This is a genomic window from Bacillus sp. FSL K6-3312, assembly GCF_038007485.1.
GTDB lineage: Bacteria > Bacillota > Bacilli > Bacillales > Bacillaceae > Bacillus > Bacillus pumilus.
Genome location: NZ_JBBOXI010000001.1, coordinates 491,157 through 509,347, shown reverse-complemented (window position 1 = coordinate 509,347; position 18,191 = coordinate 491,157). Strand labels below are relative to the sequence as shown.

The window sequence follows — 18,191 nt, the reverse complement described above, 5'->3', positions numbered from 1 at the left end:
TGTTGAGCTGTCTTTTTCTTTCCATTTGTTTATGGTAGAATTCCCCTGAGAGGATGTGGGTACATGTTTGTTTATCAGGATCAAGAGATATCCATGCGGCTGCTTGAGCCACGAGACGCAAGAAGTCTGTATTTGCTCATCCAGCGGTCGAGAGAGCATTTACGTGAATGGATGCTTTGGGTAGATTCAACGCAGACAGAGGAAGACAGTATGGCGTTTATCCAAGGTGCGATGCAGCAAGCGATGCAGAACAATGGTTTTCAAGCGGGCATCTGGTCACATGGAGAGCTCGTCGGCATTATTGGCACCCATCAAATTCATTGGATCAATAGAACCGTTTCAATCGGCTATTGGCTCGGAGAAGGTTATCAAGGAAAAGGCATCATGACAAAAGCATGCCAAGCGGTCATTCACTATTTATTTGAAGAGTGCGGGCTGCACCGTATTGAGATTAGGGCTGCTGTCGACAATCAGAAAAGCAGACGCATTGCAGAGCGATTATCCTTTTCGCTTGAGGGAATTTTAAGACAATGTGAATGGCTGGGCAATCGCTTTACCGATCATTGTGTGTACGCCCTTTTACAGCCTGAATATATGAAACAAAAAACGCATTCGATGAATCAGCCCACTTAATTGTGTCGATTGCATGAATTATTTTACAAAGTGAAGCTTTGTAGTATCCGTTGTGATCGGCATCTGATAAAATAGAAGGAAAAATCGAGGTATGATGTATGTCTCTTATTATTTTATTTTACTTATGGATTGTCCCTTTAGTATTTGGTATTTTCTTCTCATTTCTAACAAAGAAAGCCACCTACAAACGCCGCTTTGTCCCATCCTATAGCATGATAGGACTCAGCATCGTTTTTCTCATTCTGGCACTCGTCTTTTCAGCCAGCCATTTTCTATTTATTTGCGGTATGTTCCTATTTGCCACCACCCTTGTTGGCACAGGCATCCCCTTATTCTTAGCCTTTGGAAAAACACCATCCTAAACAAAAACCACCTTTTCGCGATGGAAAGGTGGTTTCTTTTTTATTGAAGCGGCATTCGGTATGTCATTGTGGCATTTGGATGTTCTTCAATCGTCTTCATCATGTCTTGAAGGATCTCGGCTGCGCGATCATTTGAGTCATACTTGCCGAGCATCTTTGCCCAAGAAGTACTCCCCAAGATCATCCCTTCAATTTTTTTGCCGCTTACTGAGACTTCTTGGACATGAATGATAGTTTGTTGATTTTGTGTGGGGATCCATAGCATGTTTTTTCTCCTTTTTTGTGATGGTTGGATTAGTTTAACATATGATTTCCAATTATGAGTGGGGTGATTTGGTTTGCTTTTTATTAGAAAGTTCACCCGTATTTTCAAATTTCCCGGACATGATACTTATTTTATGGTCACTCAATGTTTTCTCCTCCATTGCTTTCAAAAAAAACAAATCCACTTTATTCTTTTATCATATCAATCTTTACATGCATTGAAATAAAACGATGGACCATTAGTCCATCGTCCTATCTAGGCTCTCTAGTTATTTAAAAATTAATCTTCAATATAGCTTTCTGCTAGATCAATATCTTGTGTCATCTCTAATTCAGGATATTTTTCATCCAATTTACGCAAACATTTAATTAATTCTTTACTTTGTAAAACTTCTGATATGTCTTCAAACACTTCACTTATCCAATATAAATCTTCTTTACTGCAACGATCTAAATATTCTAACGTTCTCTCTTCGTTTTCCCCAAGAATTTCTATTATTTCATCCCAACTTTTCTGTATACCATAATCATCATTTAAATCTAATTTTTTTCTTTTATCTAATACTATCCTTAATGCATTCTCAATATCCATAATGTTCCTCCAAATTAAGGTTGTTTTGTAGCATCAGGAAAAATAGTTCCTACTTCCCCATTGGTTTTAATAACTCCAACCCTTACACCTTTATACTCACCAAAAATAGTCACTCCATTTTCCACTTTTGAAAAATCAGGTGATTTAACAATTTTGGCACCCGCTGCCGCAATATCAGATTCTGTCCAGTTTTCTGGGAACCAAGATTGGTTGGAGCCTGTTCGTTTTGCTTTCACCTTATGACCAGGTACATTCCCTATCCTAACACCGTTCTCATATACTTTATTTATATTATATTCTATATTATTTTCTTGTAAGAATTTTATATTGCTTTGTCCGTGTCCCCCACCCTTCATTTTTGAAATATCACCTGTTTTAGGGTTTGTTGTAAAATCTCCTTTATTAGAATGATTAATGCTACTTTCAGGTATTTTATTTAAACTACTTGTTCTCTTAATTCCCATTTTCCCATGAAACCCTTTCGCCCTAAACGGCAAAAGCATTCCCAGCGCTGCATTCATACTCGCTTCCTGCTGTTCTTTCGAGATCTTATTTCCAAACATGTCTCGACCTGTAATCGCTTCGCTGAAGCCATTGGTGGCGGTTAGGCCGTATAAGCCTTTTTGCGATGTTTTTAAGGCGTCAAAGGATTTTTGCGATGTCTTGTAAATGTCGACTGCTCTGACTGCGGCTGAGGTGGCTTGGGTCGTTTTATAGACGGCTTTTCCGCCTTTGAAAATGCGTCCTGCCCAGCCGACGATTGGGATATATCCTGCAGCTGCCATGCCGCCTGCGGCGACGCGCTGTCCTGCAGTAAGTTCTTCGCCTGTGATCGGATCGACACCTGTTGCGGCACGTTTTGCATCGTTCACGCCTGTCAGTTCATTCACGATATTCCCGCCATAATCGAGTGCTTTTTCATACCAAGGACGGTTGGCGAGCGCTTCTTGTTCCTTTGCAATCTCGCGGGCTTCCTGCTGTTCTTTTTTAATGTTGAGATATTCGGAAGTTTGCTTCTCAATATCGCTTTTTGCCTTGTAGATTTCGCTATTTTGATACGCTTTCTTGTCAAAATTCATAGGCGAAATGGCTTTTCCGTCATTTGTAGCATTGATCATTTCTACGTACAATGCCATTGTAGCTTGCTGCTCCGTTTCTGACAAAGCATATTCATCTTTTAAATTTTGATCAAGCTCTCTTAGGTCTTTCATTGTCTTTTTTCGTTCGTCTTCCGCATCTGCAATTTTTTCATCAAAGGTTTGACTATCAAATACTTCTAGAGAAATGAGGTCGTCGATGTCTTGAAAAATTGTTTTAAGCGCCTTTTTTTGATCCTTCACAATGCTTTTCGCATTTTTGATGCCCATATGTACAGCGTTGTCTAAAAAGTGTTCTTCTACAAAGGTGTCGCCGCCAAAGTTTGTATCATCTAGTGTCCCAGAAACACCTTTATGAAAGGCTTTTTGCTTATCAATGAAGCTGATAAACATGTCTACATTTCCGGCGAGCTCTTTGTAGAAGCTTTTAATGTTATCAGCACCTTTTCCCGTGAAGTCGTCACCAAGATTAGAAACACCTTGTAATGCTTTTTTTAAATCTACCAATTGTTCGCGGATTTCCTGGTAGTGTTTTGCCCTTGCATCCATGGCACTTGTTAGTGCTTTTGCATCAAGTATCTTCCCCAGAAGAAGTCACTCCCTCCATTATAGATCATAAAGTCTATTTTACCTTTCTCAGTGAATTGGAAAAATAGGCTTTAAGTTACAAAAATAATTTCCAAATATTTTAATAGAGATGAAGGCAAGTGACAATTGAAATGATTTTCCTAATCATCACAAAAAAAGTCAGCCCTCTTTTCAGAAGACCGACTACTTTGTGTTTAGAAAAAACGTTTGAGGCTTTTCTTGAGTGGAGGGATATCCAGCTCACCTTTTTCAAAGAATTTTTTCAATAAATATTTACTGAAGCCTGCTGCTTGGGTGTAAGTGATTTTCCCAGGTAACGGAGGTTCATTGGCGACAGCGACATCAATAATAACTGGTTTATCGGATTGAAGAGCTGTATCAAAGGCTGGAGCTAATTCTTCATGTGATGACACGGAGATTCCTTTGCCACCACACGCTTCTGCAAACTTAGCAAAATCAATATCCTCCAGCTCTATACCATAATTTATGTTTCCTTTTACCTGTTGTTCATATTCAATCATCCCTAAATTGTTGTTGTTTAAGATAACGACAACGATCGGCAGCTTATATTTTACAGCTGTCACAAAGTCTTGCATGACCATTGTGAAGCCTCCATCACCACAGACGGCAATGGCTTGTCGGTTCGGTTCATTCAATTTAGCTGAAATCGCACCAGGTAAACCGCAGCCCATTGTGGCAAGCCAGCTGGAGATAATGAAATCCTGCTGTTTCATTTCAAAATGACGTGCCATCCATACCGTGACATTACCAACATCAACTGAAAGAATCGCGTCGTCCTCGACTGCTTCTTCTAGTCTAGCAATGACTTGCTGTGGTTTAATCGGTGAAGTAGCAACAGATTTTTCTTTATCCATTTCTTCTCGCCACTTCATCATATGCTCTGTACAAGCTTCAAGAAAGCCACGCTGTTCTTTATATTCAATGTAGGAAGTCAGTTCATGCAAACCACTCTTGCTGTCGCTCACGATTCCCACATCTACTGGATATCTTTTACCGATTTGATCTGGTTTAATATCTAGTTGAATGGCTGGCGTGTCCTCTGGTAAGTAGTCTCTATATGGAAAGGAGGTGCCAAGCATAATTAAGAGATCACATTCTTCCATCGCTTCATATGCCGGCTTCGTTCCAATTTGACCTAAGTTACCTAAAAAGTATGGATGCCTGTCTGGCACAACCCCTTTTGCAGGGAGCGTGATGACGATAGGAGCAGCTGCCTTTTCTGCAAATGAAAGAAGCTCTTCTTTTGCATGTCTTAATCCTTTACCTGCTAAGATGACTGGCTTCTTCGCATTGTTAATCAGCTGAGCTGCCTTTAGCAATTGATCTTTCTTTGGCCGTACTTCTCCCTCAACATAAAGTGGAGATGTATAGACGGGTTTACGCTTTATTTTTTGAGAAAATAAGTCATCCGATACGGTGAGAACTGCCACACCTTTATGGGTATAAGCTGCTTTGATGGCCTGATTCAATAAGTCAGGCAGCGCCTCTGCTGTCTGTACCTGCTGATTAAAGACAGCGACATCGTCAAACATTCGCTCCAATTTGATTTCTTGGAATGCGTCTCTGCCTACTTCGGCCGAAGCAACCTGCCCTGCAATTGCTAAAACTGGTGCACCATCTGCTTTTGCATCATACAGTCCATTTAATAAGTGGACAGCACCCGGCCCAGCGATTGATAAGCAGACACCAAGTTTACCTGTTAGTTTGGCATCAGCCGCCGCTGAAAGTGCTGCCACTTCTTCATGTCTCGTTTGGATAAATTTTATTTGGCTTGATTCATGCCTAAGTTCTTCAATCAATTCGTTTATGCTATCGCCGGGCATTCCATAAATATGTTTCACGCCCCACTCTTCCAGTAGCGCTGTTACTTCTTTTCCTGCGGTTCTTTGCGGCATGTGAGAAAACTCCTTTTTTCTTACTCCATACCACCGCATCCTTTTGATCAAACGTTTCAACTTGCTTCTGCTACTTTTTAAAATGATAGGGCAGGGTTGCCACCACAATATCCCGCTTCCATAATAGGCGGAATCTTAATAAAAAGGCAGATTGATTATGCAAAATGGTGTGCCATCTTTTTTTCGGGATAAATTGAGGCACAAGCACCATCACTTTATATTGATGCGCATTTGCTTTTGCCTCAACTGTCTCAAGAAATTTATCTAGCGGGTGAATGAGGCTTCGATAAGACGAATGCAGCATCACAAGCCGTACACCGCTATTGAGTTTTTCCCAATCCTCTTCAATTTTCTTATCCTTTTCTTTATCAAAGGATACATGAACCGCTATGACTTGCTCTGACAAAGACTTTGCATACTGAACAGATTGTTCAACAACACGTGTGACTCCTGCTATCGGTACGATGACCACATTTCCTTTAATCTCAACAGGCTCTGTTTCATTCAATAAACGCAGTTGTTCTCCAACAGACAAATAATGCTTTTTAATGGAATGAAAGATAAATAAAACAATAGGCAGGAAAACAAATATTGGCCATACGAGATGGAACTTGGTCAAAATGAGAATCATAAAAACTGTAAAAGAAATCAGTGCTCCGACGATATTGATTGGCATTTTCGTTTTCCAGCCCTGCGGTTTTTCACGAATCCACTTCACACACATGCCGGTCTGCGACAGGGTAAATGGAATGAACACACCGACAGCATATAGCGGGATGAGGTGTTCTGTCTTCCCATCAAACAACCAGATGAGCAGCATAGAAGCTACGCCTAAAAAGATAATGCCATTAGAGTAACCAAGCCGGTCTCCTCTTACCGTAAACATACGCGGCATATATTTATCCTTTGCTAAATTGACAGCCAATAATGGAAAGGCTGAAAAGCCGGTATTTGCCGCTAATATTAGGATTAGCGCTGTGACTGCCTGAATCACGTAATAGAAAAACGTACGTCCAAAAGTGTCTGATGCAATTTGTGATACAACCGTTTCTTCTGGCTTTGGCGAGATGCCGAAACCAAATGCAAGCAATGTGACTCCCACAAATAAAACAGCTAGCAATCCACCCATCATCAATAATGTTCTCGCTGCATTTTGAGCAGCCGGTTTTTTAAAGGATGGAATCGTATTTGAAATGGCTTCTACTCCAGTCAGAGCAGAACAGCCAGATGAAAAAGCTTTTAATAACAGAAATAATGTAATGCCCTGTACGTGTGTGCCTACCGCTGTATGTTCAGGTGCTGGCGGTACGCCGCCTGTTAATAATTTGAAGCCGCCTACTCCAATTAAAATCAGGAGTGAAAATACAAACAAGTATACAGGATAAGCCAGAATAGATGCCGATTCTGTTAATCCACGGAGGTTGAGCACCATAATCACGATGACCAATGCAATTGAGATCAAGACATGATATGGATATAGTGTTGGAAAAGCCGATGTGACGGCATCGGTCCCCGCTGAAATGCTCACTGCTACAGTCAAAATATAGTCTACAAGCAATGATCCGCCAGCGATCAATCCCGGTTTTTCACCTAGGTTTCTGCTAGAGACGACATATGCCCCGCCGCCTTCTGGATAAGCATAAATGATCTGGCGGTAAGACAGAATTAACGCCATTAAAAGAATTAATACACAACCTGCAATCGGGAGTGAGTACCAAAATGCTGCTGCACTAACGACAGAAAGAACAATTAAGATTTGTTCTGTACCATATGCAACTGATGACAATGCGTCTGATGACAATAATGCCAACGCTTTGATTTTTGATAGTTTTTGTTCTCCTGCTGCCTGTGATTTTAATGGTTTACCAATTAAAATACGCTTCATCAAACTGTACATGTGATGCCCGCTCCTTTAGTGTCAAACGATTTAAGTTGCAAAAGATGGATCGCCAAAAAGACACAGAGGCAATAGAATGCCCCTGTGCCTATTGTTTAGATCACAGGTTGGTCTTTGCTCTCTTTAACGCTTACGAGGTTAGCTGACGGATTCGGGCGCATGAGACTTTGCCCTACCTTAAAAGGATTCACCCCACATGGTGTTTTATACCACCAAAATTGGTTCCCCCGCTCATCGAAATGATTCAGCGATTGGTCTTTTATAAAAGAGATCATACTCCCGTTTGACACCAAAGTAAAGAGATTTTTTCGAGGTCTTTTGACCGTTTATTAATCAGTCTTTTTGCGGTTTTTTCGTACGAAATAAACAATCATCACAACGACAAAAATGATCAATACAGCGATACATGCAAAGTAAATCCAAGAATCACCGACGCCTTGCTTTTCACCTTTTTTAAGATCATTTTTTGCATTGCTGACTGTTTGGTGATTAGAGAACACATCTTTGTTTTTGCTTTCTATTGCAACTGTTGCGGTCTCAGTATTTGTTTGAAGGAATCGAATCACTTCATTTGATATATCAGCGTCAGCTGCCGTCATTCCTGAAAAAACGGTCATGGTTTGTTCTTTATTCCATACAGATGGCTGCGTCCATACAATACGAGCTGTTGTTTCGTTGATCATGCCAAATGAGGATACATCATATTGACCCTTTTTCGCTGGAACGATGAGATCATCTGCTTTTTCTTTTAAAAGAGAGAATGTCTGGATGCCTCCGATGAAAATGAGAGAGTTCTTTTTCAATTGTTCATTTGTCACATTCGATGCTTCAATCAAATGATATTGAGCAGCTTCCGGCTGACTAAATGATTCGGTCAGCATAGCCATTTGATTGATTGAGGCTTGGGTGATTTGATCTGGCATAATGATCAATGTGTTTCCTTGCTCCGTTTCTGAAGTGTAAGGAAGCGGCCATGCGGCTAAGTCCGGTGTATCACTAGTTGTTCCTTCTGGTATTTGAAGAGAGCTGTTCTTATGAATGTAAATCCAGCCTTCTTCATCTGTATGTCTACAAGATTCCATATTTTTAAAACCTGTTGTGACAAACTGTAAGTCCACATATTCGTTCTTTTGAAGCACTTGTGAATCTACTGGAATCGACACATGGTAGAACCCATTCTCATCTTTGTTTCCTAGTTTTGTTAACGGTACGTCGTGCGGTTCGTTATTGATCATCACTGTTAGACGCTCCGCTTTGTTCGCTGGATCTGATTTTTTAAATGATAGATTTAGTTTTGCACCTGATTTTTGTTGAGCCATTAATGCTTTCGGATAATAGTAATGATCAGATGCTGTCTTTTTGGTTCCAACTCTGACATCATCTGCGCCAAAATCTATTAAACGAATATGATGAGATGGCTTAGAAGCATTAGCTGTCACCTTTTGCAACAGCAAGTCGGTTCCAGTGAGCTGACCTGTCAGTTCTGGCTGAGTCAAGACATTGATTTTTTCAGCAATTGTCTTTGGCTGCTTAGCAGTGACAAATAAAATGGGCTGTTCTTTTTTCTTTGCTGTCAGGGTTCTCACCGCTAACGTAAGTTGATCACCTTCTGTTTTAATTCCAGCCGCTTGCTCGAGCGATTTCATTCGTCCATTCCAGCTTCCTTTTGCTCCAACAGCAATAGTTGGGTGCGCAATTTGCTCGACGTCCTTTTCTTGAACGAGTTTGAGGTCTGCTAGACGGTCTTTGTTTTTCAACGTACGATATACTTTCATAGCCGCTTCTAATTCAGCCGCTTCTGGTTTATTTGGAATCACAATATCTGTTTGTTCTTTCTGATCACCTGATGGAATAAATGGTGAAGGGAAACTGTCTAACGTCACGTCTTTCGTTTGAACTCCTTTGAACGTCAGCTCACTTTCAGGATATACTTTCAGCCAATTGGCAGGCGTCTCTTGGTTGATACACACACCTTCTTTTAACACACCATAAAATGCGAGCTGAATTTGATGAGATCCTTTTTTCAGTTGCGCTTTGTTCAATTTGATTTGAATCGATTTTTTTTGGTTTTTCCCTGATACAGGGATCGTTTTTTCAATCTCTCCATCGATCATCACTGTGAAAGACGATGGCGATATTAGTAATGGTGAAGTCTCTATATTTAATGTAAGAGTGCTAGACTCTACTTTTTCTTTCTCCATTTGATAGGAAAGGTCAATGCGGTCTTCTTGACCATACAAGGTCACCACATCTTCTGATAAATGCTGCGTTTCTGTTTGATTTCCTTTTGATGAGTGAACCCAATCGTCTTTCACTTGTACTCGATTGGATTGCGCCATTGCTTGACTTGCCATGAAAAAAGGCTGAATGGCAAGGGATAGCGCTAATATTAAAAACATCCATTTGACCGATTTCAATTTGTCACCCGCTTTTCTTTTGTTGTTGATCGTAACGCTCTGTTTTGTACCATTTCACTTCTTGTTTCAATAATCGGCTCTTCACCTCTACACATAAGGAGTACACGACAAGCGCAATCCAAACTTGAGAATAGGTGAAGTACATGAGAACCACAATGAGAATATTTTGTTTGGTGAGCTCTGTTTTCTCAATACTTAATGTAATCATCACTTCTGTTAGAAAGAGGAAGAAGGCTAATCCCCACAGGATCAGTGCGACAGCCCCTACAGATAAGTGAAGGTCAACAAATAGGTTTACAATAAAGATGCCATTTGAGAGCAGAACGCCGAAGAAGAATAAGAAATACGTAAAGAAGAAATAAAACAAATCGAAAATCATTCGTTTTCGTTTCAGCTTCATAAACTGCCTTAAAAATTTAAGGACAACATATTGATTCCCTCTAGCCCAGCGCGTTCTTTGCCGCCACCAGACCTTCCATGTCTCAGGCTCTTGTTCCCATGTGATTGCAGCTGGGAAAAATCGAATCACATATCCTAGGTTATACACACGGATCGTTAATTCGGTGTCCTCAGCCAAAGCTTGGACATCCCAGCCGCCGAGCTCTTCTAAAATGTGCCGGCGGATGGCGAAGTTGGTACCTGGTATTGTCGCAATACCAAACCATTTCCATCTCCCGCCCTGCGCCATCCATTGGAAACAGATGGTCTCAATATTAATAAATTTGGTCAGCAAATTTTTGGCTGCATTGATCACCCTGAATTTCCCGACAACAGCGCCTGCTTTTGGGTCATTTAATAACCCAAGAACCAAATAATAGACAGCCTTTGGTTCAGGCATGTTATCTGCATCGTATACGCAAATCACTTCTCCTGTTGAAGCCTTCAAACCTTCATTCAGTGCAGTGGATTTTCCCTTCCCTGCAAATGGCGGCTTCGTTTCAATCATATGGACATGATCATATTGCTCACTGAATGATTGCACAATCTCTCCTGTGCGATCAGAGGAATTGTCATTAATCACAATGATTTCAAGGAGGTGTTTAGGATATGATAGCTGAACCATCGCTTTTAACGTCTGCCGAATGACGACCTCTTCATTATGAGCAGGAATCAGAATACTGACGGTCGGCAGCTCTTTCCCTTGTTTTGTCCATTTAGGCAGCACTTTTTCATAGGTGAGGTAATGCTGAAAGCCGCCCTGCATGAGAAACATGTGGTATAGGAGCATGATCCAAATGAGCATTAATGAAAGATAAAATAAGACATCAGCCACCTAATTTTCTCTCCTTAAAAATTCGTTTTTTCATTGTCAGTCTTAAATACAATGTGTATAAAGCAAATGCCGCAATAAACAGCATGACCACAACTGTGAGAATTCGCAGCATATTTTCCATGCCACTTCGTTTGACTTTTTTTGTTTCGGAAATGTTGGATTGCTCTACTTGAATATGTCCATTCCCTGATGTTTGGATTTTTACATGTGCAGTTTGGACCGTCTGTTTTGTTTTCTTTACATCCAGCCATTCGCTAGAAGGAATTGCCTCCATCTGTGTGATCAAATCCTGTAACCCTGCTATCCCTAACTCCACGTCATAGGACAGCCCGATTGCAGCTGATTGCAGATGCTGCACGGATTGAATCGTCTGTTCAGTTAAAACATTTGAACCTTCTTTGTCAGACACTTGCTCAACTTGCTGCTGAGGATATAAGGTCATGCCGTGTAACATGGCAGGAGACGTCACGAGCGGCGATGCACCGGCTGTTTTCCAAGTGCGGTCTGATAACTGCACCTGTCCAAATAGACTGGACACATGCTTTGAAATTACTTCATAACCTTTTTGTGATATCGCATCATGCGGCACCTCAAACGCAAGAGGATATAAGCCTTGCCTAGCAAGAAGCTCAATGCCCTTTGTCAGTTTTTCTTCTGTATAGGCGACTTCTTGCTGCTGATACGATTTGGTATACGTATGAAAGTCTTTTTCATTTGGGAATTGGCTTTTACTTCGTTTCTTCTCTACATTTTTTGGATCATTTGTCGTGATGGGCTGATCATATTTTGCATCCCAGAACTCAAATCCCTGACCAGATTCCTCCGTTCGATACGTACGGCTAAAGCCATGAAGAATGATACTCGCTCCATTGCCTTGCAATTGTTTTAACACACTCACAAGTTTCGGGCGATCACTCAGTGTGACTTCATCGCCTGTTGCTCGATCTATCCAAACAGGGGTCACTGCAATTTGATAAGGAATATGCTGTGCAGATACGTATTGTCCAAGTTCAAGCAGCTTCTTCTCGTCACTTGCTGGACTGATGTTCCCGAGCATTACGTATTTTGTCTTCATTTGCACAGAAGATGACATGTATTTTTCTAGCACTTCTGCAAGAAGCTTGTTGTGCTGCACGACATCTAAGATACCGATATATGCCGCACCTTCTTTTGTTTGAGTCACAAATGGCAGATCAGATTGACGTTTCTTCACTAGAAATTCATTTTCCAAGTCTGCCCCTCGAACCGTTAACACATTGATCCTTCTCTCTAGCTGACGGTATGTCTGATCATGTGTATGTTTCAATTGACTGATATGATCTTGTTTGTGAAAAGTAAGCTTGGAGAATGGGCGAAGCTGTTCCGCATTGTATCCAATGGCGATGAATTGCTGTGATTCGTTCATTGCACGAATGGTTTGTTTTGACAAGGTTCTCTTTATTTCTCCAAGATAAATGACTTGCTGAAATTCATTGATCCTCTTTTCAGCCAAATGTTCATCAGATACAATTGTCGTCTGTTTGGAAAAATGACCGGCGAGTAGATCCAGCATATGAACGGCTGGAGTCACTTCTCCCGATGGTGCGGAATAAACGATCAGTGTATTTGGCTGCGTGACAAGCGCCTCGGCTGAAGCAATGTGTTTAAACGAAAGAATCGAAAAAAGCGTGATCATCAAACAACATTTCATCAAAGAATTAAAGTTCATTCATCATCATCTCTTTTTCTAGTTCTTCTAAAAACTGCTCTGGCGTACGATAATCCGAGCTGCTTGTTAAATGACAGACATGAAATGTCAAGGTCACTTCACGACCGTTTAATAGGACATGCGTTTGCAGTTTATCCTTTAGCTTATCAAGGACAACTGACACATTTTCTTCTGGTGTATGGGTTAGCAGCAAGCCCATTCGTTCTTCAGATAACCGAAATTTCTTATCGGTTTCTCTTATGCTTTCGCGTATCTTGAGACTTAATTGCTGAAATAGGTGCTGCATTTCTTTTTCTCCATATAACGATTTGAATTCCGCTGCGTAATTCATATGAAGAAGGATAAAGACAAATGGCTGTTTGTACCGTTCTGCCCGTTTCATTTCCTCGGACAATTCGAGCTTCATCCGCTCAGCATTGTCAAATCCTGTTGTCGAGTCAATCGCCACAAATTGTTTGATGGCCTGCTTTTGTTGTTCAATGGTGTGACGCAGCGTATTGATCCGTTCATGCAAGCTTCCCGCTGAAATAGCGAAAAAAAGAAGTGCTACGCCCCAAATTACTACATCTTGTAATGTTTGATTTGAAAAAAGGGGATTTTCATGACCAAACTCTGTAAAGAACATGACACTTCCTATAAAGAACAAAATCAGTAAGGTGAAAATTAATGCTGGTAGGATACCAAATAAAATACCACAGCCTAACACGACAAATGTCAGTGCGATGATCATAAAGCTCTCCGCATCTTGTACGTTAAGGTAGCCCATAAACAAAATAAGGCCTGCAAACGTGAGGAGCAGAGAATAGTACAAGCGATACGTGTTACTGAACAACCGATTCATTTAGAAGCTCCCTTTCTGCAATTAGAGGCAATAAGTTATCAAATGAGTGTGTCTCTTTTTCGTTCATGTATCCTCCGTAATAAGGCTTGAGAGGATCTTGGGTTTGTAATTCTTTCATGCGGTGATAGACAGCCTTTGCAAATTTCAGCTCGTTTTGTTTAAGGGCATACAAAATGACGAGCGCATATACCGAAGGCGATTCATATGTGACAGATGGCTGCAGTGTACTCAGTTTGTATCTTCCGTACAGTTTTCCTTCTTGTTTAAACGACGTTTTAAGCCATTTCATGATCGCGGACGTATTCACTTTTGCATGATGTGCATGTAAAGCTGTATAAAGTTGATCGATCATATTGATTTCTTGATCGAATGAATAGGTTTTTTTCTTTATGTCATAGGATTTAGGAAAGAATCCTTTTTTTCTCGGTGCTTGTTTTAGAATGGCTAATTGGTTACTGGTCATTTGTTTCGTGAATATTTGGAGGGATTCCAATTCTTTGATTGCTTTTGGGTCTATATAAGAGAGTGTGATTGTATGTGAAGTTCGATTGGTTGATGCATCATAATAATCGGACAATATGCCTTTGAACATGTTTTTTTCTTTTAACGCTTGAGCTATTTCTTTTGCTGTCGTTTGATACGCTGACTTCTTCCACAAACGATTTGCCTTTTGAAGTGCCGTCACTACACGTAAATCATCAACTAAAGCATTGGCCTTACTTTTTTGATCAGATTCAATTTGCCAGCTGAGAAGATGGTGGTCTATTAAAAATTGATCTTGCAGAACATCAAATTGTTGGTCAAATGAATTTTGATCTTTTTTTCGAACAAGATAATCCATCCAAAGTCCAAGTGATTCAGATAAGTAGATGTGCTGCTCTGCAAAAGAGGTGCGAATTAACCCTTGATCTGTCATTAAGTGGTGAGTGATAAAATATTCTCCAGGCAAAACGGGCTGAGATGATACTGGATCAGCTGATTCTTTCTGCTGTTCCCAGGTACATCCGCCTAGTAGAATGACAATGAGTAAAACAATTGCTGTACGATATATGCGTGTATGCATTCGTGTCCCCTTTCAATTCCGCGTTCTCTAAGCATCTAACGATTTATTATAGAGCGTTTTTGTTTAAATTTAAATGAATATTTTATGCCAAATTACGAGCCTTTTCGCACATTTATTCCCATTTTCAGAAAAACAATATGTCGATATACTTGATAACACTGAAAAACCCATGCGTTACCGCACGGGTTTTTATAGAACTATTGATCTAATTTTAATTTCTTTAATTGTTCAGCTAGTGCGTTATTAATTGGTTCTTCCACTTTCTTTTGTTTCTTCATATATTTAGACACATCGTGCTTACTGGCTTTCTTTTGATTGGATTGAGATTTGCGTTTTTCGAAGACAGACAGCTTTTCTCTATGGCCGCATACACAAGCAAAGATTTTGCCATCGCCTTCTCCGCGCAGCTCGAGCTTTTTATGACAGTTCGGGCAGCGTGCGTTTGTTTTCTTCGCCACATTTTTACGATGGCCGCATTCCCGGTCTTGACAGACGAGCATCGTGCCATGTTTTCCATTCACTTTCAGCATGAGTTTACCGCAGTCTGGGCAATGGGTGCCAGTGACATTGTCATGCTTAAAGGTTTGGTCCGTCTGTTTGATTTCAGATACGGCTTGTTTGGCATACGATTTCATTTCACTCATGAATTGAGAAGCTTTCAATTGCCCTTTGGCGATTTTAGAAAGTTTTTGTTCCCATTCCGCTGTTAATGCAGGAGACTTTAAATCTTCAGGCACTAACGAGAGCAGCTGCTTCCCTTTCGATGTGATGAAAATGTCTTTGCCCTTTTTCTCGATTAAGAAGCTATTGAACAGCTTTTCAATAATATCCGCTCTTGTTGCTACAGTTCCTAGACCACCTGTTTCACCAATGGTTTTCACTAAGTCCTTTTCCTCGTTCTGCATAAATGCCGCTGGGTTTTCCATAGCAGATAATAGGGTCGCTTCATTAAAACGTGCAGGAGGTTTCGTTTCTCCTCTTGTCTCTTTCAGCTGTCGTACATCTAGTGACTGTCCTTCTGAAAGCAGCGGCAAATGTTGATCTGCCTCGGCTGATTCCTCTTCTTCATATGAGTCATCGTACACGGCTTTCCAGCCAGCTGCTTGCACGATTTTCCCTTTTGCTGTGAACGTTTCACTGCCTATTTTGGTGATGACCGTTGTTTCCTCATACTCGAAAGGATTCATAAGTACAGCAAGGAATCGTTTGGCAATGAGGTCATATAATTTACGCTCTTTATCGCTTAATACTCCTGGGTACAGCTCTTCCTCGGTTGGAATAATCGCATGGTGATCTGACACCTTGGCATCATTGACGAAGCCTTTGTGCGCTTTCACACCTGATTGTAAAATCCGGTTCACATGCTGCGCGTACGGTCTGACATTCATTCCTTTTAAACGATCTTTTAATGTAGGAACGATATCCGCTGAAATAAATCGTGAATCTGTACGTGGATATGTGACGAGCTTATGCTGCTCATACAATCGCTGAAGCGTAGATAATGTTTCTTTGGCTGAAAAACCATAGCGTTTATGTGCATCACGCTGCAATTCAGTCAGATCGTACAGTCCCGGCGCAAAAGCTTTTTTCGCTGTTTTTTTCAACGCATCAACCACTGCTGGTTTTCCTTCACAGGCTGCCAAGCGATCTTTGATCACATTCTCTTGGAATGTCCGGTTTTGCTTTGTTTTGGCATCCTGCCAGGTCAAAGTCAGTCCATCTACTTGTGCAGTCAATCCATAGAACGGCTTCGGCTGAAATTGCTGAATGTCTTCTTCTCGTTTAGCGATCATGGCGATCGTTGGTGTTTGCACCCGTCCGCAGGAAAGCTGTGCATTGAACTTCGTTGTCAGCGCTCTTGTTGCATTGATGCCGACAATCCAGTCTGCTTCTGCACGTGCAACGGCTGAGCGATACAGGTTATCGTATTCTTTGCCGTCTTTTAATCGTTTGAAGCCTTCTTGAATGGCTTTGTCCGTGACAGATGAGATCCATAGTCGTTTCAAAGGCTTTTTCACATGCGCTTTTTCAAGAATCCATCGAGCAACAAGCTCCCCTTCACGTCCTGCATCTGTTGCGATGACAATGTCTTTGACATCTTTTCTCGCAAGCTGCGCTTTCACTGCTTGGAATTGTTTGCCTGTCTTTTTCATCACCACAAGCTTAAGCGGTTCGGGAATGATTGGTAAATCCTCTAAACGCCAGGATTGAAACTCTTTTCCGTAGCCTTCAGGATCAGCCAGTGTGACCAAATGGCCAAGCGCCCACGTCACAATGTATTGATCTCCTTCTAAAAAGCCATTTCCTTTTTTATGACACTTCAGCACCCGTGCAAGATCACGTCCGACCGAAGGTTTCTCTGCTAATACAACTGTTTTTGACACTAGATTTCACATCTCTTTCTTCTATCCATCCTTTTATTATAGCAGACGTGGAGATGCGGTTCTAATGACGGATTATTTCTTCAATCGTGTGATGATTTCGTTTGTGACTTCTTGCGTTTGATAGGCGCCGCCGATGTCTGCCGTTAAAAAGCCATCTGCTGTGACTGATTCGATGGTTTCGAGCAGATGTGTGCCCAGTTCTCCCTCTCCGAAATGATCAAGCATGAGTTTAGCGGTCCAGATTTGACCGATTGGGTTGGCGATTCCTTTTCCCGCAATGTCTGGAGCTGATCCGTGTACAGGCTCAAACATGGATGGGTATTTGCCATTTACATTGATGTTGGCGGCAGGCGCTATGCCAATACTTCCCATAATGGCTGCCCCAAGGTCTGTCAAAATATCACCAAACAAATTACTGGCAACAATCACATCGAATTTTTCTGGTCTTGTTACAAAGAAGGCTGAGAGCGCGTCAATGTGCTGTGAGTCTGCTGTCACCTCTGGATAATCCTTTGCTACGTCTTGAAACACTTCATCCCAAAAAGGCATGGTATGAACGATCCCATTCGATTTGGTTGCACTCGTCACATGCTTTCGCCTTTTTTCTGCTAATTGAAAGGCAAAACGCATCGCACGCTCTGTCCCTTTTCTTGAGAATACCGCATTTTGAACAGCAAGCTGATCTTCCCCTTGATAAATACGGCCTCCAATTTCACTATATTCACCTTCACCGTTTTCTCTGACAACTAGAAGATCGAAATCCTTTGGCTGAGCAAGCGGTGAGCGTATTCCGCTCAGCTGTTTTGCAGGTCTGACGTTTATCACCTGCTCAAATTCCCGCCTAATCTTAATAAGCAGTCCCCAAAGTGATACGTGATCCGGCACTAAATTGGCATCTCCGACTGCCCCTAAGAAAATGCTGTCAAAGGCTTTCAATTGATGTAATCCATCCTTTGGCATCATTTCGCCATGCTCTAAATAATATTCACAGCTCCACGGAAAATCCCGAAAGGTAAAGGACAGACCGCCATGCACTTCTGATACCGCTTTCAATACTCGTATGGCTTCAGGTACAACTTCCTTCCCAACCCCGTCACCTGGTATCGCCGCAATTGAAACATGCTTCATTTATTTCTCCCCCTTCATTATCGGTCGA

The 18,191-nt window shown here is 41.3% G+C and carries 14 protein-coding genes and 1 riboswitch; of the genes, 2 read left to right on the top strand and 12 right to left on the bottom strand.

What is annotated here, in order from left to right; translation table 11 throughout:
* The first annotated feature begins 63 nt into the window (after positions 1 to 63).
* Positions 64 to 633 (top strand): GNAT family N-acetyltransferase, encoded by a 570-nt coding sequence (locus MHI11_RS02450; protein ID WP_106036116.1) that lies wholly within the window; start codon positions 64 to 66, stop codon positions 631 to 633.
* 98 nt (positions 634 to 731) lie between these two features.
* A complete protein-coding gene (locus tag MHI11_RS02445; protein ID WP_012008971.1) occupies positions 732 to 995 on the top strand; it encodes a hypothetical protein in 264 nt (87 codons plus the stop codon).
* A 40-nt stretch (positions 996 to 1,035) separates the two neighbouring features.
* On the opposite strand, the gene MHI11_RS02440 is transcribed toward MHI11_RS02445, so the two are convergent.
* From MHI11_RS02440 to MHI11_RS02385, 12 genes are all read right to left on the bottom strand, one after another.
* Complete coding sequence (locus MHI11_RS02440; RefSeq protein ID WP_044140548.1) at positions 1,036 to 1,260, bottom strand: hypothetical protein; 225 nt, start codon at positions 1,258 to 1,260, stop codon at positions 1,036 to 1,038.
* A gap of 279 nt (positions 1,261 to 1,539) precedes the next feature.
* Positions 1,540 to 1,851 carry a hypothetical protein gene (locus MHI11_RS02435; protein WP_044140547.1) on the bottom strand — a complete coding sequence of 104 codons (312 nt, stop codon included), beginning with the start codon at positions 1,849 to 1,851 and terminating at the stop codon, positions 1,540 to 1,542.
* Between the two features lie 14 nt (positions 1,852 to 1,865).
* Entirely contained in the window at positions 1,866 to 3,497 is a 1,632-nt protein-coding gene (locus MHI11_RS02430; protein WP_113754970.1) for a T7SS effector LXG polymorphic toxin, read from the bottom strand.
* A gap of 233 nt (positions 3,498 to 3,730) precedes the next feature.
* Positions 3,731 to 5,452, bottom strand: a complete 1,722-nt coding sequence (locus MHI11_RS02425) for a pyruvate oxidase (protein WP_044140545.1) — start codon at positions 5,450 to 5,452, stop codon at positions 3,731 to 3,733.
* A 70-nt stretch (positions 5,453 to 5,522) separates the two neighbouring features.
* Positions 5,523 to 7,349 carry an APC family permease gene (locus MHI11_RS02420; RefSeq protein ID WP_044140544.1) on the bottom strand — a complete coding sequence of 609 codons (1,827 nt, stop codon included), beginning with the start codon at positions 7,347 to 7,349 and terminating at the stop codon, positions 5,523 to 5,525.
* A 112-nt stretch (positions 7,350 to 7,461) separates the two neighbouring features.
* Positions 7,462 to 7,609, bottom strand: a riboswitch (cyclic di-AMP (ydaO/yuaA leader).
* Positions 7,610 to 7,678: 69 nt separating this feature from the next.
* Complete coding sequence (locus MHI11_RS02415) at positions 7,679 to 9,766, bottom strand: cellulose biosynthesis cyclic di-GMP-binding regulatory protein BcsB (protein WP_044140543.1); 2,088 nt, start codon at positions 9,764 to 9,766, stop codon at positions 7,679 to 7,681.
* Between the two features lie 4 nt (positions 9,767 to 9,770).
* A complete protein-coding gene (locus tag MHI11_RS02410; protein WP_254117448.1) occupies positions 9,771 to 11,009 on the bottom strand; it encodes a glycosyltransferase family 2 protein in 1,239 nt (412 codons plus the stop codon).
* A 22-nt stretch (positions 11,010 to 11,031) separates the two neighbouring features.
* Positions 11,032 to 12,747, bottom strand: coding sequence for a DUF2334 domain-containing protein (locus MHI11_RS02405; RefSeq protein WP_044140541.1), 1,716 nt, complete (start codon positions 12,745 to 12,747; stop codon positions 11,032 to 11,034).
* A complete protein-coding gene (locus tag MHI11_RS02400) occupies positions 12,737 to 13,588 on the bottom strand; it encodes a GGDEF domain-containing protein (protein WP_044140540.1) in 852 nt (283 codons plus the stop codon). Before MHI11_RS02400 ends, MHI11_RS02405 begins: the two co-directional genes overlap by 11 nt.
* Positions 13,569 to 14,651: a glycosyl hydrolase family 8 gene (locus MHI11_RS02395; RefSeq protein ID WP_044140539.1), complete on the bottom strand. Its 1,083-nt coding sequence runs from the start codon at positions 14,649 to 14,651 to the stop codon at positions 13,569 to 13,571. The genes MHI11_RS02400 and MHI11_RS02395 overlap by 20 nt, the downstream gene beginning before the upstream one ends.
* A 197-nt stretch (positions 14,652 to 14,848) precedes the next feature.
* The gene (locus MHI11_RS02390) at positions 14,849 to 17,035 is read right to left on the bottom strand and encodes a DNA topoisomerase III (RefSeq protein ID WP_340960326.1); all 2,187 of its coding nucleotides are present in this window, start codon (positions 17,033 to 17,035) and stop codon (positions 14,849 to 14,851) included.
* A 72-nt stretch (positions 17,036 to 17,107) separates the two neighbouring features.
* Positions 17,108 to 18,163, bottom strand: coding sequence for a tartrate dehydrogenase (locus tag MHI11_RS02385; RefSeq protein ID WP_340960325.1), 1,056 nt, complete (start codon positions 18,161 to 18,163; stop codon positions 17,108 to 17,110).
* Positions 18,164 to 18,191 lie beyond the last annotated feature (28 nt).